The sequence below is a fragment of the Lewinella sp. genome, assembly GCF_050633125.1.
Taxonomy (GTDB): domain Bacteria; phylum Bacteroidota; class Bacteroidia; order Chitinophagales; family Saprospiraceae; genus Lewinella.
This window is the reverse complement of record NZ_JBOEFX010000123.1, coordinates 1-26,519: the sequence shown is the minus strand read 5'-3', so window position 1 is coordinate 26,519 and position 26,519 is coordinate 1. Positions and strand designations below refer to the sequence as shown.

General features: G+C 43.7%; 22 protein-coding genes. 12 read left to right on the top strand and 10 right to left on the bottom strand.

Annotated elements, in window-relative coordinates; translation table 11 throughout:
• Positions 1-370: 370 nt before the first annotated feature.
• Positions 371-1,270, bottom strand: coding sequence for a DMT family transporter (locus tag ACRBG0_RS24130; RefSeq protein ID WP_431489403.1), 900 nt, complete (start codon positions 1,268-1,270; stop codon positions 371-373).
• Positions 1,271-1,495: 225 nt separating this feature from the next.
• On the opposite strand from ACRBG0_RS24130, the gene ACRBG0_RS24125 reads away from it, so the two are divergent.
• From ACRBG0_RS24125 to ACRBG0_RS24115, 3 genes are read left to right on the top strand one after another with little or no spacing between them, the layout of a single operon-like run.
• Entirely contained in the window at positions 1,496-3,658 is a 2,163-nt protein-coding gene (locus ACRBG0_RS24125; RefSeq protein ID WP_431489402.1) for a two-component regulator propeller domain-containing protein, read from the top strand.
• Between the two features lie 12 nt (positions 3,659-3,670).
• The gene (locus ACRBG0_RS24120; RefSeq protein WP_431489401.1) at positions 3,671-4,765 is read left to right on the top strand and encodes a potassium channel family protein; all 1,095 of its coding nucleotides are present in this window, start codon (positions 3,671-3,673) and stop codon (positions 4,763-4,765) included.
• Positions 4,762-6,138, top strand: coding sequence for an HTTM domain-containing protein (locus tag ACRBG0_RS24115; RefSeq protein WP_431489400.1), 1,377 nt, complete (start codon positions 4,762-4,764; stop codon positions 6,136-6,138). Before ACRBG0_RS24120 ends, ACRBG0_RS24115 begins: the two co-directional genes overlap by 4 nt.
• Positions 6,139-6,145: 7 nt before the next feature.
• On the opposite strand, the gene ACRBG0_RS24110 is transcribed toward ACRBG0_RS24115, so the two are convergent.
• From ACRBG0_RS24110 to trkA, 9 genes are all read right to left on the bottom strand, one after another.
• Positions 6,146-7,018 carry an SDR family NAD(P)-dependent oxidoreductase gene (locus ACRBG0_RS24110; protein WP_431489399.1) on the bottom strand — a complete coding sequence of 291 codons (873 nt, stop codon included), beginning with the start codon at positions 7,016-7,018 and terminating at the stop codon, positions 6,146-6,148.
• Between the two features lie 174 nt (positions 7,019-7,192).
• Positions 7,193-7,843, bottom strand: a complete 651-nt coding sequence (locus ACRBG0_RS24105) for a carboxypeptidase-like regulatory domain-containing protein (RefSeq protein ID WP_431489398.1) — start codon at positions 7,841-7,843, stop codon at positions 7,193-7,195.
• A 138-nt stretch (positions 7,844-7,981) separates the two neighbouring features.
• On the bottom strand, positions 7,982-8,230 hold the full coding sequence (locus tag ACRBG0_RS24100; RefSeq protein WP_431489397.1) for a CBU_0592 family membrane protein: 249 nt from the start codon (positions 8,228-8,230) through the stop codon (positions 7,982-7,984).
• A 9-nt stretch (positions 8,231-8,239) separates the two neighbouring features.
• The gene (lon, locus tag ACRBG0_RS24095; protein WP_431489428.1) at positions 8,240-10,642 is read right to left on the bottom strand and encodes an endopeptidase La; all 2,403 of its coding nucleotides are present in this window, start codon (positions 10,640-10,642) and stop codon (positions 8,240-8,242) included.
• Between the two features lie 193 nt (positions 10,643-10,835).
• Positions 10,836-11,312 (bottom strand): hypothetical protein, encoded by a 477-nt coding sequence (locus tag ACRBG0_RS24090; RefSeq protein WP_431489396.1) that lies wholly within the window; start codon positions 11,310-11,312, stop codon positions 10,836-10,838.
• A 46-nt stretch (positions 11,313-11,358) separates the two neighbouring features.
• Complete coding sequence (locus ACRBG0_RS24085; RefSeq protein WP_431489395.1) at positions 11,359-12,381, bottom strand: OmpA family protein; 1,023 nt, start codon at positions 12,379-12,381, stop codon at positions 11,359-11,361.
• Between the two features lie 192 nt (positions 12,382-12,573).
• A complete protein-coding gene (locus ACRBG0_RS24080) occupies positions 12,574-13,227 on the bottom strand; it encodes a hypothetical protein (protein WP_431489394.1) in 654 nt (217 codons plus the stop codon).
• Positions 13,228-13,434: 207 nt separating this feature from the next.
• Positions 13,435-14,610 carry an amidohydrolase family protein gene (locus ACRBG0_RS24075; protein WP_431489393.1) on the bottom strand — a complete coding sequence of 392 codons (1,176 nt, stop codon included), beginning with the start codon at positions 14,608-14,610 and terminating at the stop codon, positions 13,435-13,437.
• Between the two features lie 103 nt (positions 14,611-14,713).
• Entirely contained in the window at positions 14,714-16,054 is a 1,341-nt protein-coding gene (gene trkA, locus ACRBG0_RS24070; protein WP_431489392.1) for a Trk system potassium transporter TrkA, read from the bottom strand.
• 148 nt (positions 16,055-16,202) lie between these two features.
• Here trkA and ACRBG0_RS24065 point away from each other — a divergent pair, with 148 nt between their 5' ends.
• From ACRBG0_RS24065 to ACRBG0_RS24025, 9 genes are all read left to right on the top strand, one after another.
• A complete protein-coding gene (locus ACRBG0_RS24065; protein WP_431489391.1) occupies positions 16,203-16,667 on the top strand; it encodes a low molecular weight protein-tyrosine-phosphatase in 465 nt (154 codons plus the stop codon).
• Positions 16,668-16,758: 91 nt separating this feature from the next.
• Positions 16,759-17,916: a WG repeat-containing protein gene (locus ACRBG0_RS24060; protein WP_431489390.1), complete on the top strand. Its 1,158-nt coding sequence runs from the start codon at positions 16,759-16,761 to the stop codon at positions 17,914-17,916.
• A gap of 98 nt (positions 17,917-18,014) precedes the next feature.
• The gene (locus ACRBG0_RS24055) at positions 18,015-19,739 is read left to right on the top strand and encodes a GMC oxidoreductase (protein WP_431489389.1); all 1,725 of its coding nucleotides are present in this window, start codon (positions 18,015-18,017) and stop codon (positions 19,737-19,739) included.
• Between the two features lie 20 nt (positions 19,740-19,759).
• Entirely contained in the window at positions 19,760-20,365 is a 606-nt protein-coding gene (locus ACRBG0_RS24050) for a gluconate 2-dehydrogenase subunit 3 family protein (RefSeq protein ID WP_431489388.1), read from the top strand.
• Positions 20,366-20,824: 459 nt separating this feature from the next.
• On the top strand, positions 20,825-22,228 hold the full coding sequence (locus ACRBG0_RS24045) for a M28 family peptidase (RefSeq protein WP_431489387.1): 1,404 nt from the start codon (positions 20,825-20,827) through the stop codon (positions 22,226-22,228).
• Between the two features lie 168 nt (positions 22,229-22,396).
• Positions 22,397-22,948 carry a hypoxanthine phosphoribosyltransferase gene (gene hpt / locus ACRBG0_RS24040; RefSeq protein ID WP_431489386.1) on the top strand — a complete coding sequence of 184 codons (552 nt, stop codon included), beginning with the start codon at positions 22,397-22,399 and terminating at the stop codon, positions 22,946-22,948.
• A 104-nt stretch (positions 22,949-23,052) separates the two neighbouring features.
• Entirely contained in the window at positions 23,053-24,174 is a 1,122-nt protein-coding gene (locus tag ACRBG0_RS24035) for a hypothetical protein (protein WP_431489385.1), read from the top strand.
• A 68-nt stretch (positions 24,175-24,242) separates the two neighbouring features.
• Positions 24,243-25,091: a tetratricopeptide repeat protein gene (locus ACRBG0_RS24030; RefSeq protein ID WP_431489384.1), complete on the top strand. Its 849-nt coding sequence runs from the start codon at positions 24,243-24,245 to the stop codon at positions 25,089-25,091.
• 294 nt (positions 25,092-25,385) lie between these two features.
• Positions 25,386-26,435 carry a DUF2971 domain-containing protein gene (locus tag ACRBG0_RS24025; RefSeq protein ID WP_431489383.1) on the top strand — a complete coding sequence of 350 codons (1,050 nt, stop codon included), beginning with the start codon at positions 25,386-25,388 and terminating at the stop codon, positions 26,433-26,435.
• Positions 26,436-26,519: the final 84 nt, after the last annotated feature.

The following is a 26,519-nucleotide window of genomic DNA, read 5'->3' as shown; positions in this document are numbered from 1 at the left end:
ATAGCAGCAAAGTTAATCTGGTTGAATCCCGATTTCATTGACTTGGGTTAAGAAGTGAAGCTGAATTGGTTAATTGTAAAAAAAACAGAAAAAGAACAATTAATGAAAGGTAGCCGATAACAACGGCTAAAATGTCAAGTGTCGCTAAACGCATCACCTATGTTTAGAGAAGGTGTTTAGAGAGATCGTTGGGTCTTATATCAAAAGGCGTAAGGCGAGGCCTGAAGCACGGCGGATTCCGATTTTCTATAGGGAGAGCAGGAGCGATAGGGACAACTCTGAGGAATGCAATGACGATCACCGAAGGTAGATAGCCCGGTGCCGTAGTGATGTGTGCGCAGCAACGCCACTACCGGCATGGCCCATGATTTTAGTGCTTACTCAAATAGACGCCAGACAAAATGAGCATCATGCCCACAAAGTGAATGATGGAAATGACTTCGCCGTCGAGCGCGCCCCAGGACATGGCTACCATGGGTACGAGATAGCTAACGGTGCTGCCAAAGACGGGGCTGGTCCACTGGATGAGTTGGAAGAAAACAATGCCTGCTAGTACGGTGCTGAAGAGTGCGAGGACAGTGATGTAGCCGACGCCCTTCCAAGCTTCCGGTGTTTGTTGGAGCGTGCTGATAAAATCAGTACCCAGTAAAAGATAGAGCAAAACGGGGATGCCGACGAGTGAGAAAGAAACGGCGCTAATGGTGAGTGCCTTCATGCCTTTGAGGCGAAAACCTACGAGATTGGTGCTGGTTGCATAGCAAAGGCAGGCCAAAACAATGAGTAAGCCGTAGGCCCATTTGCCTCCAAGGCCTGCTTGTTCGCCAAAAGCAAAAAGGCAGATGGCGCCTGCCAGACCGATAACGATACCGAGGGTTTTGGACCAGGTAAACCGGGAGTTGAAAAACATTAACCCCAATAATAAGGTAAAGAGCGGGGTGAGTGAGTTGAGGATACCCGCCAATGAGCTGTTGACTTCTTGCTGGGCTGCAGGGAATAAGAAAGCTGGCAAGCCGGTTCCCATCAAGCCTACAAATAAGAGCATTGGGAGTTGGCGATAGTCTATTTTTCTTAATTCTCGCAAGAGGATAGGAGAGAACGCAAGGGCGGATACCCCAAGGCGGATGCTTGCTACCTGCACCGGTGGAAAGTATAGGAGCCCCCACTTGATGAGCACGTAAGACGTTCCCCAGATGAGGCTCAAAGCTACCAAAATACCCCAAGCTTGCCAGTCAGATATGGGGCTATCGGCAGCAGCAATTGATTTGTCCATCTTGTTATTTAGACCTTGTTGGAAAATACTGCGCAAAGTACGGGTTTTATTAGATAGCGCAGGGCTTTCTTATTGGACTGAATTGAACCATATAAGCTATTATAAGATCATATAAAGGGAATTGTTTGGGTGTCTGAGGACCTTACCCAACGTCTGGTAGAAAAACGGTGGTCTTACCTTCCTGGATAGTTAGACCATCTCTTTTGCATCCTTAATATCAATCTTATGTTACTGCGCTCGATCGTTTTCTTAATGCTCATTAATTTCTCTTTAGCTGCTCAGCCGGTGGGTTGGCAATCCTATTTGTTTGCAAATTACCTTGTAGGGGGCGCAGAAACCCAAGATTACAGATGGATTGCCACGGTAAACTCTGTAGCCAGGTTTGATAAAATTACCGGCAAAGCAGAATTATTCCATTTTCAAAATAGCCTGCTGCCCAAGCAAATTTTGGACATAGAAAGAAGTAGTGAAAACAAATTCACGGTTTTAGGAAGCAATAATGAATTGGCTACGTGGGAAGAAGGAATATGGACAAAGAATCAGCTAGAGCTACCTCCAAATGAGGATAATCTTCGAAAGATCGTTGGTAATACTGGCAACGGTTCTCTATTGTTGGTCAACAATCAAAAGCTTTATTCCTTGTCCTCGGAAGGGGATATAGAGCAGGTCCCTTTTACGGAGCAGGCCTCCCAAAACAATTCTATCCAACAGGTTTTGCTAGATAGCGAAGACCGCATCTGGATTAAGGGTCATGCTTTTGTTACACAACTAGCTGTAGATGGCACGACCTTATTTAGCTCAGTTTTTGAGGAAGAGTACCTCTATGATATGAAAATGGATCATAGTGATAATATTTGGTTGACGACCAACCGATATATTTACCTATGGCTTAACGAGGCTCAGCAATTGGTACAACTACCTCTCGATGACCTGGGCATTAACTCATCAGGAGGGGTCATAAGTGCCGTTTTAGAACAGGAGGCAATTTTTATGATCAATGGGCGTGTTTTTCAAATAAGCTACAGTAATGACAGTTTTCAAAATACGGAATTGACGGATGCTTTTGCTTTTGCAGAGCTGCCAGGGAGTTATGGTTTCCAAGATAGTAATGGCCTGCTTTGGTATCAAAATTACCACCGAGAGCTCTTGTCTTGGCAAATAGGAACCCTAAACGCTCCGGAGGAAGCTATTGTCAACCCTTGGTTAGAGGTCAGTGGAATAAATACTTTAGGCTTGGACCCACAAGGAAAGGTATGGGTAGGAGGCAGTGATAAAGTCGCCTACCTGATGGGAGGGCGTTGGCATAATGTTTTGCTAGATAGTACGGGCTTTTTATCAATAGGCATTAATGACATCGTTTTTAAGGACGACGGGACGCCTATAATTGGCTCTGGGGATCAATTTATTTTCGGTTTTCCTGATAGTCAAGTAAGAGAATGGAACGGCGTTTCCTGGGATACCCTTACTAATGCCATCACGGTAGCATCTTTTCTCCCTATTACCCATTTGGAATGGGATCATAATGGGAATCTGTGGGTGCTACGTGCTTCTGACAACCTCTTTTCAGTGCGTTACAGGGGGCAGTGGTACCGGTATCGACTAAATGATGTGCCCGCTATTATTGGCTCTTTTCTATGCTTTGCCCAGGGTATCGATGGTTCTATGTGGATAGGTACAGATAATGGATTACTCAATTATGATGGATTTTCTTTTACACATACTGAACCAAGTGCATATCACGCGGGCGCGCATTCGATAGAGTCTGTCGCTGTTGATGAAAGAGGAGATAAGTGGCTTTCTTTGCGCTACGATGGCCTAAGGCATGAAGTAAATGGCGAATGGACGGTTGTCGAAGAGGTGGCAGATTTGGCTGCTCAACACGGCGTAAAGAAAGTTATCTGTGGGACTTACCCCGAGGTATGGGCAACCTTGTATTCGCAAGGGGGGGTATTGCATTTTGATGGTACAGACTGGGAATACTTGTCGCCTGAAAATTCAGGACTGATAGATGGTTATATCACAGATATTTTGTGTGACCATTTCGGTCGCATCTGGTTTTCCAGCCAATCGAGTGTCACCGTTTATTCTCCTAGTACTCCCGTTATTAAGGCCTTTGAGCGACCTTCTTTTACAAATCTAGCAGTATATCCAAACCCTGGCTGTTGTCAATACGAGATAAGTTGGGAGGCACTCAAACCAGGGGGATACCAACTGGATATTATTGCAGAGAATGGGCAGGTTTTCCGAACCTGGGAGCTAAATGCTACCGTTGCGGGTGACCAAATTTTTTCTTTTGACCAAGGAGATTTGCCCGCCGGCGTTTATTTCTTGTCCCTTAAAGCAGGAAGTCAGCGAATAGGATCGACGCGTTTGATTGTTTTACGGTAAAACATCCTATTTTTGGCGGATGCCACAGCTGGCAGTGATTTGATCCATTACTTTATGGCCAACCTGCGTTTTTTAAACTTTTCCCGTCTTCCTGCGAACTTCCTCAGTTTGCGGGCGGCATTGTTTTTGTTGCTTTTAGAGATCGTTTTAGGCGTAGTTGGTTATGTTGTCTTGGAGGATTACAACTTCCCGGATGCCTTTTATATGGTGGTCATTACAATTTCTACGGTAGGTTTTTCCGAAATTGAGCCGCTGAGTGAAGCCGGGCGGATATTTACTTCCGGCCTTATTTTTGTCAACATCGGGGTATTTGCCTATTTATTGGCAACTTTTAGTTATTACATCATCGAGGGGGAAATCTTTAAACGTATGCACCTCAACCAGATAGAAGAGCGGATTAGTAAAATGGAAGGCCACGTTGTTCTTTGTGGCTTTGGGAAGTATGGGAAAGAAATTTCCTCTAGCCTAGCGCTCCATGGAACACCCTATGTGATTATCGAGAATGATCCGGAGAAAATTGAAATTATCCAGCAGACGGATAGTGATATTCTTTATTTAGAGGGAGACTCCACGCTAGATGAAATTTTACAGAAAGCAGGTATAGAGAAGGCTCGTGGACTGATCGCCGCCCTTGGCGAAGACAGTGATAATCTTTTTTTGGTGCTGTCTGCCCGGGCATTGAATCCTAATTTGACGATTGTTAGCCGGGCAATCCTTGAGCGTTCGCAGGCCAAGCTGATCAAAGCTGGAGCCAACCATGTGGTCATGCCCGAAAATATTGGCGGATTTTACATGGCCATGCTCATGAACAAGCCCGGTGCTGTAGAATTTTTCTCCTTTATTACCAGTGAGTACCATTCGGATATGGGCTTTGAAGAACTGAATTACAGAGACCTGCCGGAGATGTACCAAGGCCGCCCAATCAGCGATTTAGCACTTCGTTCTCAGACAGGGGCAAATATTATTGGTTATCGCAATGAAATGAGAGATTATGAGGTAAACCCAGCTCCCTCGGTAGTCCTGAAGCCAGGAGAGGCTTTTATTGTATTGGGCAATGAAGAGCAGCTCAAAAAATTACGTATACTCTGTAAAACACATACTTCATGAAGAGGTGGCTTTGGCAACCCGTAGACATTGCGAGTCTGGTGTTTTTCCGGGTCGTTTTTGGTATACTGGGTTTTGCTGATTTGATGGGCGGTTTCGCTTATTATCACCTATGGGTGGATGCCTTTAATCCTGAAAATTTTCAATTCCGCTATTATGGTTTTGAGTGGGTGACCGTATTCCCGGAACCACTGATGAGCCTGTTTTTTCTAATAGGCATGGGCTTAGCTATTGCTGTAGCCTTGGGCTGGCGCTACCGGATTACTGCGCCATTATTTGCCTGCTTTTTCACCTATTATTTTCTTTTAGAGAAAGCACATTATCTTAATCACGGCTACCTTTTTTGCTGGCTTAGCTGGGTAATGGCCGTCTTACCTGCGTGGCGGGCCTGGTCGGTAGATGTATGGCGGAAGCCTGCTGAATATATGGCATCTGTTCCTCGCTGGACTTGGGCCATACTTCCCTTTTTAATGGGAGTCGTTTACTTTTTTGGAGGTATAGCCAAACTTAATGCCGATTGGTTACTGGCAGCGATGCCCTTAAAACTTTGGCTAAAAAGCAAAGCTGATCTGTTCTTAATTGGCCCTTTGTTGGCAAAAGAATCTACGGCCTGGATAATGGCCTGGACTGGTGCTGTCTTTGATCTCAGTATTGCTTTTTTGATGTTGAATAAACGAACCTGGAAATTTGGCTTTGCCTTCGCTGTTGCTTTTCATCTAACGAATCACTTGGTCTTCAATATTGGCATCTTCCCTTATCTTTCGGTGGCGCTTACGGCCTTGTTTTTTCCACCGGATTGGCCACGAAAGTTTGTTGATTTTGTGCGTTTGCGATGGACGAAAGCGGAAAAGTGGTACCTCAGCTGGCAGTTACAGCTTAAAGATATACACTCTGCTCCACGAGCTTATTGGCAAGCAAAACCCCAATGGCAAAATGGGTTGATGATAATTTTCGGGTTATTGATTTGCCTACATTGTGCTCTTCCATTGAGGCACTGGTTATATGCCAGCGAAGTTGCCTGGTCGGAAGAAGGGCATCGTTATGCTTGGCGCATGATGCTACGTGCCAAGCGAGGCAGCGGGCATTTTGTTGTCAAAAATTTAGCGAGCGGAGAGGAAGAACGTGTGAACCCGAGAAAAGAGCTTTCTGCAAAACAAGCCCGGAAATTATGGACGCATCCCGATATGATTCTGCAATATGCTCACCACCTACGTGACCAAGCACTCGCCGAAGGGGATAACGTTGCTATTTTTGCAAAAGTGAAAGTCAAATTAAATGATGGCCAGTACCATCCATATATTGATCCGGAGGTAGATTTGGCCAAGATAGAATGGTCGTTTTGGGCGGCTTCCCCCTGGATACTCCCTGAAAATTAGGGAGCGACTATTTGACCAAAGTAGTATCTTTCTTTTCAGCAGCACGCTTAGCCAATGCTTTTTTGATCAAGTGGCCGGGGCGGAAGTTGCGGGGAAGAAAGCGGTGGTAACTATTCGGAAGTAGACGTGTTAAACGATCCAGCATTTTGGTGCGTGGGCTTAACAAAACGCGGTGCTTTCCTTTTTTAATCCCCTTAATGATAATCTCGGCGGCTTCTTCAGGAGTTGTTGTTGCCGAGTCATCAAAAAATTGAGACAGCCTGTTTAAAAGATCCTGGTCGTGGTATTTAATATTCCGAGTGAGGTTGGTTTTCACCGGACCGGGATGAACTGCGGTAACCAGAGCGCCTGTTCCTACGAGTTCCTGGCGGAGTGTTTCCGTAAATCCTCTTACGGCAAACTTAGACGTTACATAAGCCCCTTGGCCAGCGTAGCCCATTAGCCCAAGAAGGCTACTAACGTTAACCAGTAAAGATTCTTTTTGCTTGAGCAAGTAAGGAATGACTACTTGTGAACCATGGATAACTCCCCAAAGATTAATTTCTATTAGCCGAGAGAAGTCTATAGGATCTGTTTCCGGAATGGTTTCGGGAAACGTTGTAATGCCCGCATTGTTGAATATACCATCAATATGGCCAAAATGGTCATTGACCTTTTTAGCAAAGAGCTCCCAAGTCGGACGATCACTGACGTCAAAAACTTGGCTGTAAACACGAACCTTCTCCTGACCTAAAAGATCAACAGTAGCTTGTAGTGTTTCTTTGTTCCAATCGTTAAGGGCTAGTAATGCACCTTCCTGAGCTAGGTGTAAAGCCAATGCTCTACCAATACCTGAACCCGCTCCGGTGATGATTAACACCTTGTTTTTTAGATTCTTCATCTGAGTTGTTCGATACACTGATATACAGACAATTGGTGTAGTGTAAGCACAGTAATTACTCGAAGTAGTTCTCTCAGGAAAATCGTTTGTTCATTTTTCAAGCAAAGCACTTACTCCACTCGTTAGAGACGGAATAAGTCATATAAGTCACAAGATAAGGCTTTTTTAGTAAAATCAACGATCGTCACGCTCACGTTTGTAATCGCCTCTTTTCCAGGCATCAAAGAATTGCTTCCAGGCTACCGGGCTAAAGATATTCATTGGCGGGCGTTGGCCGATGTAGTAGAATTCTCTGGACTGTTGTCGTAGATAGTAGCTAGAGTTTTCGACTCCGTCTGATGCTACCTCTGAGCGCATGCGCTCTAATGTTTCGTTGGCGATGTTGCGATTAGCTCGCTCCTGCAACTCAGGCGTTACGTCCATGGCCAAAAACTCCAGTTTAAAATGATCCCGGCTAGGCCACGGAAAAACGACTGTTTCAGGTAGGTTTACGGCATCTTGCGTCATAAGTTGCACTAAAGAGTATCTATTATCCGTCAGAGAGTCTGGAATTGTGTATTGAACGGTTTGGTAACCGACTGCTGAGAAGACAATAATATCTCCTTTTTCAACAACAATAGAGAAAAAGCCACTGAAATCTGAATAGGTTCCTCGCCCTTTTTCTTTAACCAGAATATTCACATACGGCACTGGTACCAATTCTTGGGTAGTGCCATCAAGCACCATCCCCGAAAATTGTACGAGGTTAGAATCCACCTGTGCCGACAGGGGGGAACAATAGAAAAGGGTAAAAACCCCTAATAAGATCGTGAGCTTACGTATCATAGCAAAAATTGAGTCTCCGGAACCTGGCTTTAGTACCTTGTCCTTATTTAAGACGACTGACAAACCCTTTTGGTTTGTTTTCCTTCTCAAAGCTACGGTTTTTTTAGACCAACGGCCTTGAAACATTCAAATCAACCATCATGTTTTGGTGGCGTCTTTAAGTTTTTTCACCAAAGCAACGAGAGAAACCATAGCCCAAGTACCTTCAAGTAGGACAAAGGGATAATATTTCATTAACACAGAAGCCAGGCAAGCCAGAATTGCTCCCACCAAATTCATGAGGATATATCTCAAGTCATTTGCTGCAAGTCGCTGATTAAGGTTAAGAAAGTAGGCGATTAGGATGAGCGCTACACCTGCAAATCCCAATAGGTCGGTGGTATTCACTATCCTTTGTTAGGGGATGGCAATCTCTAGCACCTCTTCCATTCTTTCCACAAAGTGAAAAGTTAATCCTTTCAGATATTGCTCACTGATTTCGTCAATGTGCTTTTTATTTTCCTGGCAAAGGATGATCTCTTTTATTCCTGCACGCTTGGCTGCCAGAATTTTTTCTTTGATTCCACCAACCGGCAACACTTTACCACGTAGTGTAATCTCCCCGGTCATTGCCAGGTAAGATTTTACCTTTTTGTTAGAGAACAAACTCATCAAGGTCGTCAGCATGGTTACACCAGCAGAGGGGCCGTCTTTGGGGATAGCTCCTTCAGGAACGTGTAAGTGAATATCGTTTTTTTCAAATTGTTCGGGGTCAACCCCAAGCGCTTGGCTATTGGCTTTGAGGAAACTTAGTGCAGTTACGGCAGATTCCTTCATAACATCACCGAGGTTACCGGTTAGTGTGAGCTTGCCTTTACCTGGGCTAAGGCTGCCTTCTACAAATAGAATTTCACCGCCTACACTTGTCCAAGCAAGCCCAATAGTAACACCGGGTACCTTAACCACTTGGTAAGCATCACGGGAGTATTTTGTTGGGCCCAGGATATCGGTCAACTGATCTTCCTTGATGCTAACATCATAGGCTTCCTCCAAGGCTACCGATTTAGCGACATAGCGCATAACGCCGGCAATCTGACGATCCATAGAACGAACACCAGATTCTCGGGTGTAACCACTGATAATCTTTTTGATGACAGCGTTACGTAATTTAACCTGGTTGGCTTTTACGCCGTGGGCTTTACGCTGCTTGGGGATCAGGTGACGCTTGGAGATTTCGATTTTCTCTTCGGTTGAATAGCCTGTCACATTGATAATCTCCATTCGGTCGAGTAATGCTGGCTGAATGGTATTAAGTGCGTTGGCCGTCGCGATAAACAACACTTTTGAAAGGTCGTAATCAACGTCCAGGTAGTTGTCGTGGAAGTTGCTATTCTGTTCAGGGTCAAGAACCTCCAGAAGGGCTGAGCTGGGGTCGCCACGGAAGCTATTTCCTACCTTGTCAATTTCATCTAAAATGAAGACAGGGTTAGCAGCACCAGCTTTCTTCAACGACTGGATAATCCGGCCCGGCATAGCGCCAATATAAGTGCGACGGTGTCCTCGTACCTCGCTTTCATCATGCAATCCTCCCAGGGAAATGCGTACGAATTCACGATTAAGGGCTTCGGCAATCGACTTTCCTAAGGAGGTTTTACCAACCCCCGGAGGGCCTACCAAGCAAATAATTGGCGCCTTCATGTCCCCCTTCAGTTTGAGGACAGCTAGGTGCTCAATGATTCGTTCTTTTACTTTTTCCAGCCCGTAGTGATCTTTATCGAGCACCTTACGAACATTTTTCAGATCAAAGTTATCGGAAGAAGTTTCGTTCCAGGGAAGGTCCAGCAAGAGTTCCAAGTAATTAAGCTGTATGCTATAATCGGGCACTTGAGGGTTCATGCGTTGAAGACGCTCCATTTCTTTTTTGAAGAGCTTTCCTACCTCTTCTGGCCAATCTTTGGCTTCAGCTCTGGCCTTAAGCTTGGAAATGTCTTCGTGCTGGGGGTTATTGCCCAACTCTTCCTGAATGGTTTTAAGCTGCTGGTTGAGATAATAATCACGCTGCTGTTTCTCAATATCTACCCTCACCTTGCTTTCAATCTGGTCTTTTAACTCCAGAATCTGCAACTCACTATTGAGTTGTTTAAGAATGGCTTCTGCTTTTTGGTGCAGATTAGCCATCTCTAGGATTTTTTGCTTCCACTCTTGGTTCGCTCCCATGTTTGAGGCGATAAAATTGAGGAGAAAGCTCGGTCCTTTAATGTTGCGTAACACCACAACAGCTTCTGAAGGAATATTTGGAGAAAGGTCAATGATATTCTGTGCCAAATCTTTTACGCTGGCTATCAGGGCCTGGAATTTTGCACTGTCGCCTGGGTCAGTATGTTCCAAAACACTAACTCGGCCATGTAAATAGGGATCTTCGGATATCATTTCTTCCAGTTGAATACGCTTTTTTCCCTGCAAAATAGCAGTAAGCGTACCGTCTGGCATTTTCAACAACTTGAGGATATGAGCCACGGTGCCCACCTCGTAGAGATCAGCAGCTGTGGGGTCTTCAATGTCAATATCTTTTTGTGAAAAAACGGCCACTTTACGGCCACCACTTTCATAGGCCTGATTAATGGCCTTGATCGATTTGTCGCGACCAACGGTGATAGGAATAACATTGTTCGGAAAAAGAACCGTATTCTTAAGTGCTAGTACAGAGATTTCTTCGGGTATAGCATCCAGTTGTTCGGACTCTTCTTCCTCTACAGATATAAAAGGTAGAAAGTCAGCTTCTTCTTCAATTCTTCTTTGTAAGCGCAATTCTTCAAACATACGTATCTGGATATTATCAGGATTCCGCCAGGTGTCAATCTGGCAGTATCTATTGTTCAATGGATTATGGGTATACTTGGCAATATTTATGCCACACCATAAATGTAGCCGTTTTAACAGCTATTTCGCGCGACAAATTGCCTGCCAACGGACAGCTTGAGACAAAACGACAGTAAAGCAGCCTTAATGGCGATTAACTAAGATTGGGTAACAAGAGGCAATCAATGATGGATTTCAGGCTTACAAAGATGGGTTCCCGGCCTTCTTTAGTGACAGGAGATTCTTCGTCATCGAGAATCGCATCTTCTACAAAGGCTAATAATTCTTCTTCCGCTGGATGCTCATCAAAGAAAACCGTCATCCGCTCTCGGAATTGGCGGGAGGTAGCTTCCTGTAGCAAGCCCCAGTTATGATCTTCGGCGGTTGAGAGGTGGGTCTCTGTAATGGTTGCTTGTGAACCATAGGTGCGAAAGACCGATTTCCAGATGACACAAGAAAGGAAGAGTAAAAATTCTCGCTCCCGTTCGGTGAAAACTTCAAAATTTTCAGAGAAAAGGTAGGCCAATAAAATGGGCTGCTCTTGATTCATTAAATCAAGGGTGTGTTCGAGTGCTTTCTCTGAGGCGCTCAACTCTTCGGTTACTTCATCAATTACGAAAGCTTCGACCATACCGCTATAAAGGACTCTTTTGGAGTGAGTTCTAACCCAAAGATATTTACCGATCCGGCAATTCCAAAATTATCAACTCTATTCGTTCGTTTTTTTGTTGAGCAAGATGCGCACTACTTGGAACGAGAGGCGATAAATTTCCGTATCCACGGAAGCCTAATTGTTGGATACCAACACCTTGGGTTAACCAATAATCCAGAATGTTTTGTGCACGTTCACGTGTAATCTGTTGGGCGGTAATTGCATCAGCAACACCAAAAGTGTGTGATCTTACCTCTATAGTAAGGGTTGGGTAAGTTTTGAGCAAGACACCCCATTGGTTCAAAATCTGTTGAGCAGCGGGCTGTATTTCACTGCCATTGGGCAAAAAGCGAACCTCTTCCAAGGTGATTACTTGCCCTGCTTGTAGGGGGGCTCCACTGGTGGGGTTGGCCAATGGCATTTTCTCACCACCTACCTTGGCCTGCCAGTCATCGGTACTGTTTCCTTTAGCTTGAAAAGACGATTGAATGGTAGTTTCAAGTTGAGCTGGTGAAAGATCCGGTTGTTTAGCGATAATGGGCATGTTGTATTCCTGCGGAATTTCTGCATCTCTAGAATCATAGGCAGGCAGTACCGGGGAAGCTGGAACAGCAGCGTTAGGGTTACGCCCTTCCTGGAGGTTTCTGCTGATTTCCATCCTCAGGTCTTCCGGGTTTTCTGAAGCGGGCGTTTCCTGCGTTCTTTTTGTGGAAATAACCTGGCCTCCGGCCTCGGATTCAGACCAGAGGTAATCCTCGTCTTCCTGTGCGGTCTGCTCTTCCTCGTTTTGGGTTGCTGCTTCTTGGTGAAAGCGCCGGAATCGTTTTTTCATGTCTTCTACTTCGGCGCGGTTGTCTGCACGGCGTTGAAGCTCGTCTTCCGTAAGTGGCGAACGGGTTGTCCAATCCTGGGCTAGGGTATCTGTCACCATAAGAGAATCAGCCTGGACTATGCGGCTGGTATCCGCAGGTGTAGGTTGTGTTTGTGCGGGCAGGACAGCACTAAACAGCATTCCAATGATAAAAAGCAAAAAAGAGTAGTTTCTCATGGTCAACAGCTTTGCTGTTAAGACGTGATAACTGGTTATTAGTCACTTAGGGTGAGGCTGGAGGAGACCGTTGCAAAGAGCGTGTTATGTTTTTTTTAAAATGCTTATCAACATGGAATCACCTTCTAGTTACTCATGCTTTTGCGCTGTGTGTAGCGAAGCATAGATGTACAGTAAAGTTTCATGCTGCTTTTATTTTATTATTTTTTCTATTCGCATGATTTGATATTTGACCAAGTCTTCGAAAAGTGATTTCTTATCTTGAAAGTTAATTTTGGGATTTTTGGTCGAGCGTAATTCATTTATTACCCAATTATCATGCGCAATTTGTAAAATTTCAGCTTGGAATACTTCTATTCCTGTCCAACTTCTAAAAAAACGGATAACATTATTTTCTACAAATGAAAACCATTTATCCTCCATTTGAAGTGGAGTTTTTCCAAGTTCTAAGCATTCTTTATCCATATTTGATAAGCGTATTTCAAGTTGATAAAGAATGCAATCAGAAGGATTTATTTCTTCTGTAATGGACCAACTCTTTTTAGACGGTTTTTCAAAATACCTTTTCTGTATTATAGCATCTGAAATTTTCACTTCTTTCTTCCCGCCTTCAAATAATTCTAATTTAGTTCCTGGTTTTATTTCACCTAACGAAACACCTTCATAATGACCTTGAGTTAGAAATTTAATTGTGTTTAAACCAACTTTTGATATTGGACTGCCTCCAATAAATCTACGGCTAAGACGGTTGTCTTCAAAGAGGAATGATACATGGCTTCTTATCGCTAAAATAGAATCAATATCTTTTAAAGAATCTACTATTTCAATCTCGGTATATTCCCTCATTCTTTTCTTTTAACAAGATATACCCGATACTAAATGTCCCAAACCACTTAGTGTCGGGTATAAACGTATAACAATTATCCCTGTTGATTCTTCAATCATCAAGTTTATCAGCTTGTAAAATGGGATACTATCAGATGAACACCTCGTCAGTTTTCTTCAAGATGATGATCTCCCTTTAGGGGGCAGAAACTTTATTTTTTGTTAGCATTATTGTTTGTCATTTGGATAAATCCGTTGTCCTTTTTGCCAAACGCCTTCCAGTTCCCGTAAGGCCTCCATTGATTTTAAAGGATCACCTTTTACCATGAAAAAATCTGCGGCTACGCCGACCTGAATAGGTTGCGGCCCGGCCAAACCAAAGTAACGAGCACTTTCTACCGTAGCACCGGCAAGACACGCTTGGTTAGGGATACCTGCGGCAGAAAGTAAGATCAGTTCTTCGTAGAGATCACTGCCATGGTTGATGCCGAAGTTTGGCGGATCTGTTCCTGCCAGTATTTGCACCCCGGCTTCGTGTAGTCGCCGAATTTCATCAAGTAAGCCTATACTGTCAAGGGATACTTCCGGTTTTTCTGCTTGTTGCTCAAAAAAGGCAAATACTTTAATATTGGTAAGCGTCGTAGGAACGATAAACAGATCTTCGTGCTGCTCAAAGACCTTGAGTTCTTCCTCCGTCATCGCCCGATCAAACCAGATGTGGACGAGGCCGTCAATGCCCAAACGCACAAGTTCTACGGCATCGGCACAACGGGAAACGTGGGCAACAACCCTTACGTTTTTCTCATGAGCAGTTTTAATAATGGTATCAATCTGCTCAAAACTAAGGGTAGGCCGCATCGGTTCCCTGAGGATTTTGATGTAGTCAGCCCCTTCGGCAATACGGTCAAGTGTAAATTGGCGGGCAGAGGTGGTACTGTCAATAGTGGGCACAATCATGCCAAACTGGGTGCCATGCCCACCGGGAACAGTCGCTCCTGAACCCGCAGCGTAATAACGTGCATAGCCTACTGAATCCTGAAACTGACCAAGAAACTTTGTGGCGAAAGCAGAGCCATGCATATCACATGTCGCCAATACGCCAGCCTGTGCCGCTTGCTGTAAGTGTAACGGAAACCAGGCGTGAACATGGGTGTTGACGAGGCCAGGAAGGACCGTGTAGCCTTTTCCATTGATGGTGTTGAGTGCCCGGTGTTGGCGATCAAGTTCTGGCCCCAGGTGGGTGATGATTCCGTCTTTTACGCCCAGATCCGTCGACTTTAATGTTTTTTCACCCGTAAACACTTGCACGTCTGTGATGAGCAAATCCCACTGGTTGTCAGTTTGGCCTGTTAATACGGGAGTGGCGATTAAAAAAAGAAAGAAGGATAGGTATCGAGTCATCATAGGCTTGGGGAGATTGGTTGTTGCTTGCATAAAGTTAGCTAAGTAAGTATGAATTACGCCACTTTATCGGCTAATCTCTGTTTCTGGTAAGCCCCAGTACTGTCTATCTAAATAATTTCTCCACTTTACTGATCGCCTCAGGGAGTGTGAAGACAATCACTTTATCGTTGACCTCAAGCTGAAAATCGCCATCGGGGAAAAGACTTTCCTCTCCTCGAATTACGCCTCCAATCAAAGCCGCTTCCGGGAAGTGTAAATCACGCAATGGCTTTTTTGTTAGCTGGTTGGGCTTGTGAACGATGAATTCGATGACTTCTGCATCTACGCCGTGGAGACTGGTAACTGCTTCTACTTTTCCCTTGCGTACGAAGCGGAAGATGTTGTTGGCTGCAATTAGCTTCTTGTTGATCAGGGTGTCTACTCCAATGTTTTGCGAGATATGGACGTATTCTTTGTTTTCTACTTGGGCAATGGTTTTGTATACGCCATGGTTTTTTGCGGTAAGGCTGGCAATGATATTGGTTTCAGAGTTACCTGTCAGAGCGATAAAGGCGTCCATGTTGTCTAAACCTTCCTCCACCAAGAGGTTTACGTTACTGAAATCGCCATTGATGATCAGCGTTTCTGTAAGCGTTTCTGAAAAAGTTTTACAGCATTCTTTATTGTTGGCAATCAAGGTAACGTTGTAATCCTTTTCCAATAATTGGGCGGTGGCACGACTGAGTTCCGAGCCTCCCATGATCATGATTTTACGCACATTTACTTTTCTACAGTCGATGAATTTGCGTAAATCATCAATTCTCGATTTTGCGGTAATAAAATAGACGTGGTCGTTTTGTCGCAGTATGGTTTCACCCCTGGGAATGATAGTCCGATGCCCTCTCAAAACTGCAATTGGGCGTAGGTCAATCTCCTTGGCATGATCGGGTAAGTCTTTAAGACAAATATTTATAAGGGGAGAGGATTCATCCAGGGTTACTCCTACCAAGCTGATACGCCCTTCTTCAAACTCAAAAATATCAGTAAAATAAGCCTGCTTCACTAAACGACGGATTTCCTCAGCAGCCAAATAAACCGGAGAGATGATGTTGTCAACGCCTAGTTCTGCAAAGGTCTGACGCTGAGACTCTGCGAGGTATTCCTGGTTGTTTACCCTAGCAATGGTCTGTCGGGCTCCCATTTTTTTTGCCAGAATACAAACGACAAGATTGGTTTTTTCAGAGGTGGTAACAGCCAAGACGATGTTGGCACTGCCTGCTTCGGCCTGTTCTAAAATATCAATTGAACCACAGTCCCCTTTTATGGTTAATACATCGAGATGGCTCGCTGCATAATCCAATACCTCCTGATCTAAATCGATGAGTGTGATGTCCTGATTTTCATAGGCGAGCAACTCCGCAAGATGAAAGCCCACATCTCCTGCTCCAGCAATTATTATTTTCATGTCGCAAATTTAAAGCATAAATCCCAACAAATCGGGAGATTTTTGGTGATAACAGTCACATTTCGTTATCTAAATACGTTACTTTAACAGCAACGAATTTTTCTCTGGTCACGAACCTATTAACAACTACACAATAAATGTTTATCCCATGAAAATTTTAATGGTTTGCTTAGGAAATATCTGCCGTAGTCCGCTGGCGGAAGGCATTTTGAAAAACAAAGTCAAACAGTACAAACTAGATTGGCAAGTAGACTCTGCAGGCACAGGCGCATATCATGTAGGGCAACAACCTGATCCCCGCTCTCAGGCGGTAGCAAAAAAGTATGGTCTTGATATAAGTATCCAGCGAGCCCGTCAGTTTACAGCTTCTGATTTCGACGAATTTGATCTTATTTTCGCAATGGATCGTAGTAATAAGGGCAATATTCTGGCACTGGCTACCACACAAGAACAGCGAGAAAAAGTACATCTCATTCTTGAGTTCACTGGTGCTGCTGATCATAATGTTCCTGACCCTTATTGGGACGATGATGGTTTTGAGCAGGTTTACCAAATGCTGGATCAAGCTTGTAGTTTACTTCCTGGTATTGTAGAAGAAAGAGTAAGTCACTAGTTGTGTCAAGCCGTCTGATTTTTCCTTTTTGGGCAAATTTTAGTGCTTACGGTTACCTTTGTGGCGTATTAGCAATGAATATCAAAAAAATATGCGTCACTACTTTACCCTCTCGTTCTTGTCTATTGCCCTCTGTAGCAGTGTTTTGATTGCTCAAGAGGCTCCTGTAGTTTATCCTTTTGCGTACCAAAACGAATGGGGTGTCGTTCAGGAAAATCGCACTTTGGTCTTGGCTCCTCAGTTGGATACTATTGGCTTTTTTAATTACACTGGCTCAGCAATGAAATATGCTATTGCTGTTGATGATCATAAATATGGTTTGCTCAATGCTGATGGTAGTTGGTTGGCAAAACCTAAGCTCGACAGCATTGGCCGAATGGAGTACTATGCAAAGAATACCCATTGGGCTGTAAGGAAGGGTAAATTTGGTTTACTTTCTACAAAAGCAAAGAAAACAAAGTGGCTGGCCAAGCCAAAGTTCACAGCTGTAACCGAGTTTGATGGTCGAAAAGTAGCGCTGGCAGCAGTAGCTATTAATGATCGCTGGGGAGTCATCAATGGTGAAGGAAAACTTATCGCCCCTTGCATTTACGACAAGGTCAAGCTGCTGGATGATTATTCAGACTATCCCGACTATAAGCTTACACTGGATGGTGAAGACCGCTATATTGATGCTTTTGGCGAAGCACTGCCATTGGCGGAAATGCGCGAGAAAGAGGAAGAACTGGAAATGTGGGGAGACGACATGGTTTTTGAAGATCAAAGTATCGATGAAGATGCTCTCATTCCACGTTTAAAGATTAATCAACAAAAAAATCCCGCAGGCGGAACGGATGTTATTCTCACTAAAAATGGTACGGAAGCAGAACGGGTGAATGTAGCAGAGGGCTATTTTATAGAGGAGGCGAAATTAGATATGAGCTATAATCGCACCCGAATAGCTTACATTTTGGTGCAAAAGGAAGGCAAGTTTGGTTTTTGGGGCCTCAATGGAGCAATAGCAACCCCGGCCAAATACGATCGGATAAAATGGCAACGGTCTAACCGTTACGAACAATTAGCTTACCTCTATAAGGGTGACACAATGGGACTGGCCAACCACAGAGGTTATCAAATCTTCCCAGCTGCCTTCACAAGCATCACCGAATTCAGTTATTATTTCCGACTCGTTCACCCTGATGGCTATGTTGGTTACGGTAATCAAGATGGTCGGGTTTTCCTTCCTGAAACAGTCCTTGTTGTTGATTAGGAAACCAAATCATTTATGTTGCTTCGTGTAAAAATCACACATTAATTTATACCTTAGTGCTTGGGCAAAATTTTTGATGGATTTAATACGATTTATCTATGTTTTTTAATTCGCAAGGAAAAGCCGAAGTTACCTACGATGCGATCGTAGTAGGTTCGGGAATTAGTGGAGGTTGGGCTGCTAAAGAACTCAGCCAAAAAGGCTTAAAAACATTAGTACTGGAGCGCGGCCGGAATGTCCGACACGGTGAATATCCAACCGCAGGTAATGATCCTTGGGACTATGAAGGAGGTGAACGCGTTCCGCCAGAAGAAGTAGCGGAGCATTACCCTAAGCAGGATCGCACGGGATATACCGTCCAAAAGTCACGCAAGCATTTTTTCGTTAAGGATAGCGAGCATCCATACAGTGAAGTAAAACGCTTCGACTGGATACGAGGCTACCACACTGGTGGTCGTTCCCTCATGTGGGGCCGCCAAAGTTATCGCCTTAGTGACCTCGATTTTGCAGCCAATGAACGTGATGGTATCGCTGTAGATTGGCCTATCCGTTATGCAGATATGGCTCCCTGGTATAATTATGTAGAAACCTTTGCCGGCATCAGTGGCCAGGCTGAAGGGTTGGCTCATTTGCCTGATGGCAACTTTCTGCCCCCAATGGAGCTCAACTGTGTAGAAAAAGAGTTGAAAAAAAGCATGGCCACCCATTTTGATGGCCGCTTGCTGACCATTGGTCGGACAGCTCATCTAACCGAGCCTAATCCAGCTATTCACGGAACACGAGGAAAGTGTCAATCCCGAAATCGTTGTATGCGTGGCTGTCCTTTTGGTGCTTATTTTAGCAGTAATGCTGCTACGTTACCTGCTGCTGAAGCAACGGGAAATATGACTTTGCGTCCTCATTCGGTTGTTCATTCCATTATTATGGACAAGGATACCGGTAAAGCCAAAGGTGTAAGAGTGATTGATGGTGAGACAGGTGAGCAGCATGAGTTTTTTGCCAAAATCGTTTTCCTTTGCGCTTCCGCATTGGGCAGTACCTTCATCCTGATGAATTCTCAAACTGCGGATATGCCCGAAGGTTTGGGTAGTAGCAGTGGCCAACTGGGCCGCAACCTCATGGATCACCACTTTAAAGTAGGGGCTCGTGGGCGCTACGAAGGGTTTGAAGATATGTATTACAAAGGCCGTCGACCAAATGGCTTCTACATTCCTCGTTTCCGAAACATAGATGATGCGAGTAAGCGCAAAGATTATATTCGAGGATTCGGTTACCAAGGAGGCGCTAGCCGAACCAACTGGATGCGTGGTGTGAAGGAACTAGAAATGACCGTAGGCGCTGACTTTAAGGATGCCCTGGTACAGCCTGGCCCTTGGCAACTGGGGATGAATGGCTTTGGCGAATGCCTTCCTTATGAAGATAACCGAGTTTACCTTAATCACGAGGTCAAAGACATCCACGGGTTACCTACGCTGACCATGGATGCAGAGTTTAAGGACAATGAAATGGCAATGCGTAAGGATATGGCGGCCAGTGCAGCAGAAATGCTAGAAGCGGCTGGTTTCAAAGATATTGAAACCTACGATGATGGCTCTTACCCTGGCCTCGGTATCCACGAAATGGGAACGGCTCGTATGGGGCGTGATCCCAAAACCAGCGTGCTCAATAAATGGAACCAGGTTTGGGAAGCTCCTAATGTATTCGTTACTGATGGTGCGGCCATGACCTCGGCAGCTTGCCAGAACCCTTCGCTTACCTACATGGCTCTTACTGCCCGAGCAGCGGATTATGCCGTAAGTGAGTTGAAGAAAATGAACCTTTAAATCAAAAAAAATCTAAACTTATGGATCGCAGAGCTATCCTAAAATATACGGCCTACGTTACGGGGTACGCCATTACAGCCCCTTTGACTAGCGCCTTTTTGAGTGGTTGTAAAGCAGAGCCTGCTGCACCTGACTATATACCTTCTTTCCTCTCTGAGGATACCTATCTCAATTTGAAAGCAGTTGTAAATACAATGCTTCCAAAAACAGATACACCTGGTGCGTTGGAAGTGGGTGTGCCAGAATTCATAGACCTGGTACTCGACAAGTATACCGAAGAGGAAGACCGCCAGAAACTGGTCAGCGGCTTTCAGTCTTGGTTGTCTAGTGTTCAGGATGCAAAAAGTATGCCTTACCACAGCTTATCAGCTGAAGACCAGTTACAATTACTCAATGTCTTGGATAAAGAATCTATTGCGACTGCTGAAAGTCTGGAGGATCAGGATTTAGATAAAGATGAACTAGAAGAGAAGCAGCCCTGGTGGTTGGATTTAAAATCTTTGGCCATTAATAGTTACTTTGCTTCAGAAAAGGTGGGAACCGAGGTATTGGCTTATGACCCCGTCCCAGGGCCTTATCAAGGTTGTATTCCACTCAGCGATGTAGGTAAAACGTGGAGTTTATAGTGAAAAAAACAGCGCTTTGTTTTCCGTTAAGGAAACAAAGCGCTGTCATCAAAAAGAGGCAGCGCCACCACAGCACTACCTCAGCCCTAACCAAATAAAACCAAATTATATCGTAGAAAAGACATACGTCCTTTCTGATGATAGACAAATATAGGAAGTTATTGTACAAAATACAATTACCCTGGATTCATCACCTCTGCGCTTTTTACGATCTATAAGGTCGTAGCGGAATTGGAGTGATTATCTTTCTTGTGAAAGCTTGGTCAGTTTGAGTGCTAGTGTTGATTCCTGGTATGGTGGATTTTTGTAAGAATTCAGTACTTTGATCAAATTATATTTCGCTGATTAAGGAATAGCGGAATAATTCTCTAAATTAGCCGGATGTTCTCTAGTGTCTAATTATCAGTAAGTTAGGAGGAGGAGGTGTCGTTTAACTCATTTTTCTACTATTCCAAAAAGATGAAAACAAAGTCAATTTTTTTCGGATTATTACTATTTGTTGTAACAACACCGTTACTCAATGCTCAGGAAAGGCAGCAAGAAGAAGATGCCAGAACGATTCGTGAAATCTATGATAAAGCACTTACGGAAGGTTCTTGTTACCAATGGCTTTACCATCTTACCAAAGAGGTGGGGGGCAGGTTGGCCGGCTCGCCCCAGTCTGCAGCTGCGGTTGCTTATGGCCAACATATATTAGATACATTGGGAATGGATGCGGTGTATTTGCAGGAATGTACCGTGCCGACCTGGGTGAGAGGTGAAGCAGAGCAGGTGCGGATTGTAAACTCTCAACAAATTGGTACCCAAGAGCTTCATGCACTTGCTCTTGGGAACAGTGTTGGCACAGGCCCTGATGGTTTGGTCGCTGGTGTTGTAGAAGTACAAAGCCTAGATGAACTAGAAAAGTTAGGGAGGGGGCAACTTGAGGGTAAAATCGTCTTTTATAACCGGCCGATGGATCCTACCCAGATGAATACTTTTTCGGCTTATGGAGGTGCTGTGGATCAGCGTGGCATCGGAGCTTCTAAAGCATCGGAGTACGGTGCGGTAGCCACGCTTGTACGCTCTATGACCACCCGACTTGATAATGTTCCTCACACAGGAGCCATGGGGTACAAGGAAGGTGTTACTCCTATTCCTGCTTTTGCGATCAGTACCAATGATGCTGAACTACTGAGTCGTTTACTAAAAAAAGAAGAGGTCAATGTTTTTGTGCGTTCCACTTGCGAGCCTACGGCACCGGCCATCTCCTACAATGTTATAGGTGAAATCAGAGGAAGTACCTACCCTGATGAAATCATTCTCATTGGAGGCCACCTGGATTCTTGGGATGTTGGTGAAGGAGCCCACGATGACGGAGCGGGTTGCGTGCATGCGATGCAGGTTATCGAATTGCTCAAAAAGATGGATTACCAACCCCAGCGTACCATTCGCTGTGTGCTTTTCATGAATGAAGAAAGTGGCCTAGGCGGTGCTCGCGCCTACTGGAAGGCCTCCAATGATGCCGAAGAATACCACATGGCCGCTATTGAATCAGACCGAGGCGGTTTTACTCCTCGCGGCTTCACCTTTGATGCCGACGACAATGTATTTACTTCAAAGTTTCAACAGGTCTACGAATGGCTGCCGCTTTTAGAACCTTACGGTCTTGGATTGAAAAAAGGAGGAAGCGGTGCCGATATTTCCGGACTCAAAATTCAGCAAGGTTTATTGATTGGGTTTGAGCCAGACTCGCAGCGCTATTTTGATTATCACCATACAGCAATTGATACTTTTGAAGCCGTCAATAAGCGGGAATTGGAATTAGGGGCAGCTTCTATTACGGCTTTGGTTTATTTACTGGACAAGTACGGGTTGGAGTAATTACGGTTCTAGTGTGGGGCTTAGTTATAGGGCTTGAGGTGCTTAAACCAAAAGACTGGTTAACTGGTCTTTATAAAAGCAAGAAGGTGGAATTAAACCAAAAGACTGGTTGAACAGTTGGAGTAGAAAGCAAGTTTTACTAAACTTGCAGTACTAAAAGCTGCCGTAATGACCGAACTCATACAACTCCACGACCTTCATTTTAAACCTTATCTAACGGAGGAGGCGATTCAGCAAAGGGTCGCTGAAATCGGAACCTTGCTCAGCAAAGAATACGCTGGCCGCAAGCCGGTATTCATGGTTATGCTGAAAGGTGCCTTCGTTTTTGCAACAGACTTGGTTCGGTATTTTGATGGCCCGGCAGAGGTAAGTTTCGTCCGAACCCAGTCTTACATTGGTACCGAAACAACCCAGGATGTAAAAATCATTCTGGGCCCTACACCTGAGGAAGTTCAAGGGCGTGATATTATCATCGTCGAAGACATTGTCGATAGTGGCCATACGATGAACCGTTTTCTTCCTATCCTTGAGGCCCAGCAGCCGCGTTCTATTAGTTTGGTAACCCTGTTGGTGAAACCAGAGATGCTACAAAAGGATGTTAAGATTGACCACATGGGCTTTTCTATTCCGCCCAAATTTGTTGTTGGATACGGGTTGGATTATAATGGACTAGGGAGAAACATTCGGTCGATCTATCAACTGGCAGAAGAGATGAAATAAAGACAGGTTGCTAGCTTATTCTGCTAACAGATTGTTAAGTAGAACTTCTCTTTCTTTTTGCGGGCAAAAAGTGATTACTTTTCGTGAGTAATCACCCTATTCCAATGAAATATCTGCTCTTTTTGTCAGGCTTTGCTTGTTTTTTCTTTGGCTGCCAAACCGCGCCTTCTCCTCTAGGAATCGCTGCCGATTATCTTCCCTCTACAGAATTACTCCGTAAGGGGGTTGTCAGTAAATATTATTTTCATTTTACTAGTGCTGACGGCTATGAGAAGTCTACCGATATCCGCTACTACCTTTATCAGCTTCTCGCAAATGACCGGTTAGAAATCACTTCTTATAATGCGGGCTTTGAGCCTCTTGAGACCAGCCAAGTTTATTTTAAAGATAATCAAGAGTTCCTGGAGCAAGGGAAACAATTCTGGCAAAAAGATACGTTCGTTACAAATATTTTAGAGCCTGTTTTGCTCAATTGGCAAGGGGATACTGCTCGGTTAGCCACGCAAACAACATTTAACAGGGGGACGGAAGAACACTTGTTGTTGCGCCAAACACATGTAGTAGATACCATGATTGAAAACCAGCCAGCTAAAGTCTTCTATAAAGAATTAGAGAGGCATTACGACTATGCTGAGCGAGAGAACAAAACTTATCAGACCCAAATCCGGAGTACCTATCTGGCAGGAATGGGGCTCTACAAGCAGGAGCTTTACCTGGAAACAGGTACCGGGAATATGGAACTGGTAGAACAAATGCCTCGCAAGACATTCCTGAAAAGGAGGGCCTCTGCCCCCGAGCGCGTAGCATATATTAACCCTGCAAGTACGTTAGACAATAGTACCTCTTTTAAAATTTGTGACCCTCACGAATGGATTTACGACTATTACAATGGCAACCCTAAGGCAGGCTACCGTACAGGGAAGCGCGGGCTAGAGGAAGTTTTTCGCGAAAAGCTTGATCCTTCCCTTTTCAAAGAAGTCTCTGGTTATCTCACTTACCGTTTTGTGATCAATTGTGAAGGGGAAGCTGGGCGATTTGTAACAGAAGAAGCAAGTTTAGATTTTAAACGGATGGAATTCCCTGCACCTTTGGTTCAGCACTGCTTTGAAATCATCTATAATCTTGACGATTGGGAGGCTGCTGTAGTTCGAGAAGAAGCGATTGACACTTACGCTTATCTCACCTTGAAATTCCGTGATGGAGCGCTAGTTGAATTATTGCCTTAAGCACTTATTGAGAATTTTCATTTGGTGGGAAACCAATATCCTAAATCACGGACTAATTACGGAAGATTATGAATACCTTACTTTTACGCTACTTTGGTTTTATAGTTTTATTGGTGTTGTTAGTCGCATCCTGTGGGCAACAGCGTCATGATTGGTACAGGAAATCTTTTACGCAAGAAGAACAGATAATCCTCGCAAAAAGTCTTACGGAAAGCATTGGCAGTTACTATCAGGGTTCTCCAGGATGCCAGCTATTGTTAGAAGAAGCAAAGGGCTTTGATCCCAATAATGCAACCGTTTACCGCGAAATTGGAGTACCTTACCTCAAGCGAGGTATTGCCTCGGCTTTTCCCCATTATTATGGCAAAGCTGCTGATCTGGATCCTCTTGGCTGGGTAGGCTGGCGAGGCTATCTATACCTTTACTTCTACAGAGATTATGAACGTGCCCTCGCTGATTTTAACCGCCTGGATACTATTACTCCTGGCGTTGTCGACTATCCACAATCGGTTAGTGTAGACTTTATGCGGGGCATTTGTTACCTACAGTTAGAGCAGTACAAGGAAGCCATTGACTACTTCGATCAGCATATCGAATACGAGACGAGTGTCACCGGTTTTAAATACATAGCGCCAGAAACTTTCCTTTTTCGCGGCATCGCCTACCTAGGGCTAAAACAACCCGACGAGGCCATCCAATCCTTCGAAACCGGCCTCGGCCTGGAAGACTATAATGCCGACTTGATGTATTGGCTGGCTAAAACTCATGCACAGGAAGGCCGTAAGGCGCAAGCACGTAGCTACCTGGATCAAGCCAAACTTGCTTTTGCCGAAAGAGACTATAATCGGCGGCCTTATGTCGAAGAATTTTATCAGTTGTATGAAGTAGACTTGATCGCATTGGAAGAGGAGATGTAGTCAACCTATTCTTTATTGATGAAATTGTCCATTCAATTGGGGCTAACTGAAGTTAGGAGCAAACAGTGATTCTCGTTTTTTGTTTGAATATTTCTTATTGTTAATAGTTTAGGTGTTTTTTAATTAAACTTTTATTACATTTACTTAGTTTGATAACAAAACTAAGTAAGTGCTGTAAATACTTTCTTACGGGGTAATGGCTTTACTTGGTTGATTTATTATATAGTAGCAATGATTAGAGCTTTGTTTTATTCAATTTGACACATTTAGTGTGTTTTATAAAAAAAACTATTAATGAAATTGGTAATTGATCGTGGAGATATAAGCGTATTTAAATACTATAAAATCGATAAATATCTATATGATCTTATAATTAACCATGAGGTATGGTTCTCTGATCCTACGCATTTTAATGATCCCTTTGACACCAATTTGAGGGTGAAAGAATTCAATTCAATAGAAGACTTTTGTGAGAAAAACCCGAGATTGATTGAAGATGAAGAGGTAAGTAAGAAATTAAGTGAATTATCTGTTAGCCCAAGTAAAATCAGCCGTTTTCTTAAAAATATGACAAAAATTGAATCCGAGACAGCGTCAAGTTTTGGAGTGTCTTGTTTTAGTTATAACAATGATGAAGTATTGATGTGGTCACATTATTCAAATAATCATCAAGGTGTATGTATTAGGTTTGAATCCAAATATGATGAAGAATTTTTTAGATTGATTTTGGATGTAAATTATACTCATAAATACCCTGAAATAAACAATGAGGATGATTTAATGACAAAGCTGTCAAAAGTATTAAGCTACAAACACACTAATTGGAGCTATGAAGAAGAAATTAGGGTAATAAAGATGGATGGGCCTGGATTAAAGAAGGTGAAATTAGGAGCAATAGTCGAAATAATTTTTGGGTGTAAGTGTAATAAAGAGGATAAAAAAAGTATAATAAAGTTAATTTCTAGACTTGGCTACACTCATGTTAAATTTTCTCAGACAATAATGAAAGAAAAAGAGTTTGGCCTTGAAGTTGTACCAATGAAGATTAGTTATGAGAATGATATTAAATTAAATATTGATAGCGAAAACATGGAGATGATTGATAAGCGTATGATGGCAATGATCAAAGAAGATACTCACGATATAATGAACATGGTCTTTAAAAAATCTATAGGTCCACTTTATGAGGAATTATACTGGGATGCTGTTAATTTCATCCTTTCATTAAAGGAGCAGCATGAACGAGAAGGTTTTTTAAATAAGCATATGCCGAGAAACAAAAGCGCTATTTTGAATTCTGTTCAATTAATAGAGCAAGATTCTTCTTCGCAAGAAGAAGAATAAGGCTCCCACTAATAATGGCTCAGCGTAAGTTTTCTGCGCGGAACACATTATTTGGGACACCCGGTAGTATTGCATAAAGTGTGT

Coding starts and splice junctions, on each gene's coding strand:
- ACRBG0_RS24130 (WP_431489403.1), bottom strand. CDS start 1,270: ATGGACAAATCAATTGCTGCTGCCGATAGCCCCATATCTGACTGGCAA.
- ACRBG0_RS24125 (WP_431489402.1), top strand. CDS start 1,496: ATGTTACTGCGCTCGATCGTTTTCTTAATGCTCATTAATTTCTCTTTA.
- ACRBG0_RS24115 (WP_431489400.1), top strand. CDS start 4,762: ATGAAGAGGTGGCTTTGGCAACCCGTAGACATTGCGAGTCTGGTGTTT.
- ACRBG0_RS24110 (WP_431489399.1), bottom strand. CDS start 7,018: ATGAAGAATCTAAAAAACAAGGTGTTAATCATCACCGGAGCGGGTTCA.
- ACRBG0_RS24105 (WP_431489398.1), bottom strand. CDS start 7,843: ATGATACGTAAGCTCACGATCTTATTAGGGGTTTTTACCCTTTTCTAT.
- lon (WP_431489428.1), bottom strand. CDS start 10,642: ATGTTTGAAGAATTGCGCTTACAAAGAAGAATTGAAGAAGAAGCTGAC.
- ACRBG0_RS24090 (WP_431489396.1), bottom strand. CDS start 11,312: ATGGTCGAAGCTTTCGTAATTGATGAAGTAACCGAAGAGTTGAGCGCC.
- ACRBG0_RS24085 (WP_431489395.1), bottom strand. CDS start 12,381: ATGAGAAACTACTCTTTTTTGCTTTTTATCATTGGAATGCTGTTTAGT.
- ACRBG0_RS24080 (WP_431489394.1), bottom strand. CDS start 13,227: ATGAGGGAATATACCGAGATTGAAATAGTAGATTCTTTAAAAGATATT.
- ACRBG0_RS24075 (WP_431489393.1), bottom strand. CDS start 14,610: ATGATGACTCGATACCTATCCTTCTTTCTTTTTTTAATCGCCACTCCC.
- trkA (WP_431489392.1), bottom strand. CDS start 16,054: ATGAAAATAATAATTGCTGGAGCAGGAGATGTGGGCTTTCATCTTGCG.
- ACRBG0_RS24065 (WP_431489391.1), top strand. CDS start 16,203: ATGAAAATTTTAATGGTTTGCTTAGGAAATATCTGCCGTAGTCCGCTG.
- ACRBG0_RS24060 (WP_431489390.1), top strand. CDS start 16,759: ATGCGTCACTACTTTACCCTCTCGTTCTTGTCTATTGCCCTCTGTAGC.
- ACRBG0_RS24055 (WP_431489389.1), top strand. CDS start 18,015: ATGTTTTTTAATTCGCAAGGAAAAGCCGAAGTTACCTACGATGCGATC.
- ACRBG0_RS24050 (WP_431489388.1), top strand. CDS start 19,760: ATGGATCGCAGAGCTATCCTAAAATATACGGCCTACGTTACGGGGTAC.
- ACRBG0_RS24045 (WP_431489387.1), top strand. CDS start 20,825: ATGAAAACAAAGTCAATTTTTTTCGGATTATTACTATTTGTTGTAACA.
- hpt (WP_431489386.1), top strand. CDS start 22,397: ATGACCGAACTCATACAACTCCACGACCTTCATTTTAAACCTTATCTA.
- ACRBG0_RS24035 (WP_431489385.1), top strand. CDS start 23,053: ATGAAATATCTGCTCTTTTTGTCAGGCTTTGCTTGTTTTTTCTTTGGC.
- ACRBG0_RS24030 (WP_431489384.1), top strand. CDS start 24,243: ATGAATACCTTACTTTTACGCTACTTTGGTTTTATAGTTTTATTGGTG.
- ACRBG0_RS24025 (WP_431489383.1), top strand. CDS start 25,386: ATGAAATTGGTAATTGATCGTGGAGATATAAGCGTATTTAAATACTAT.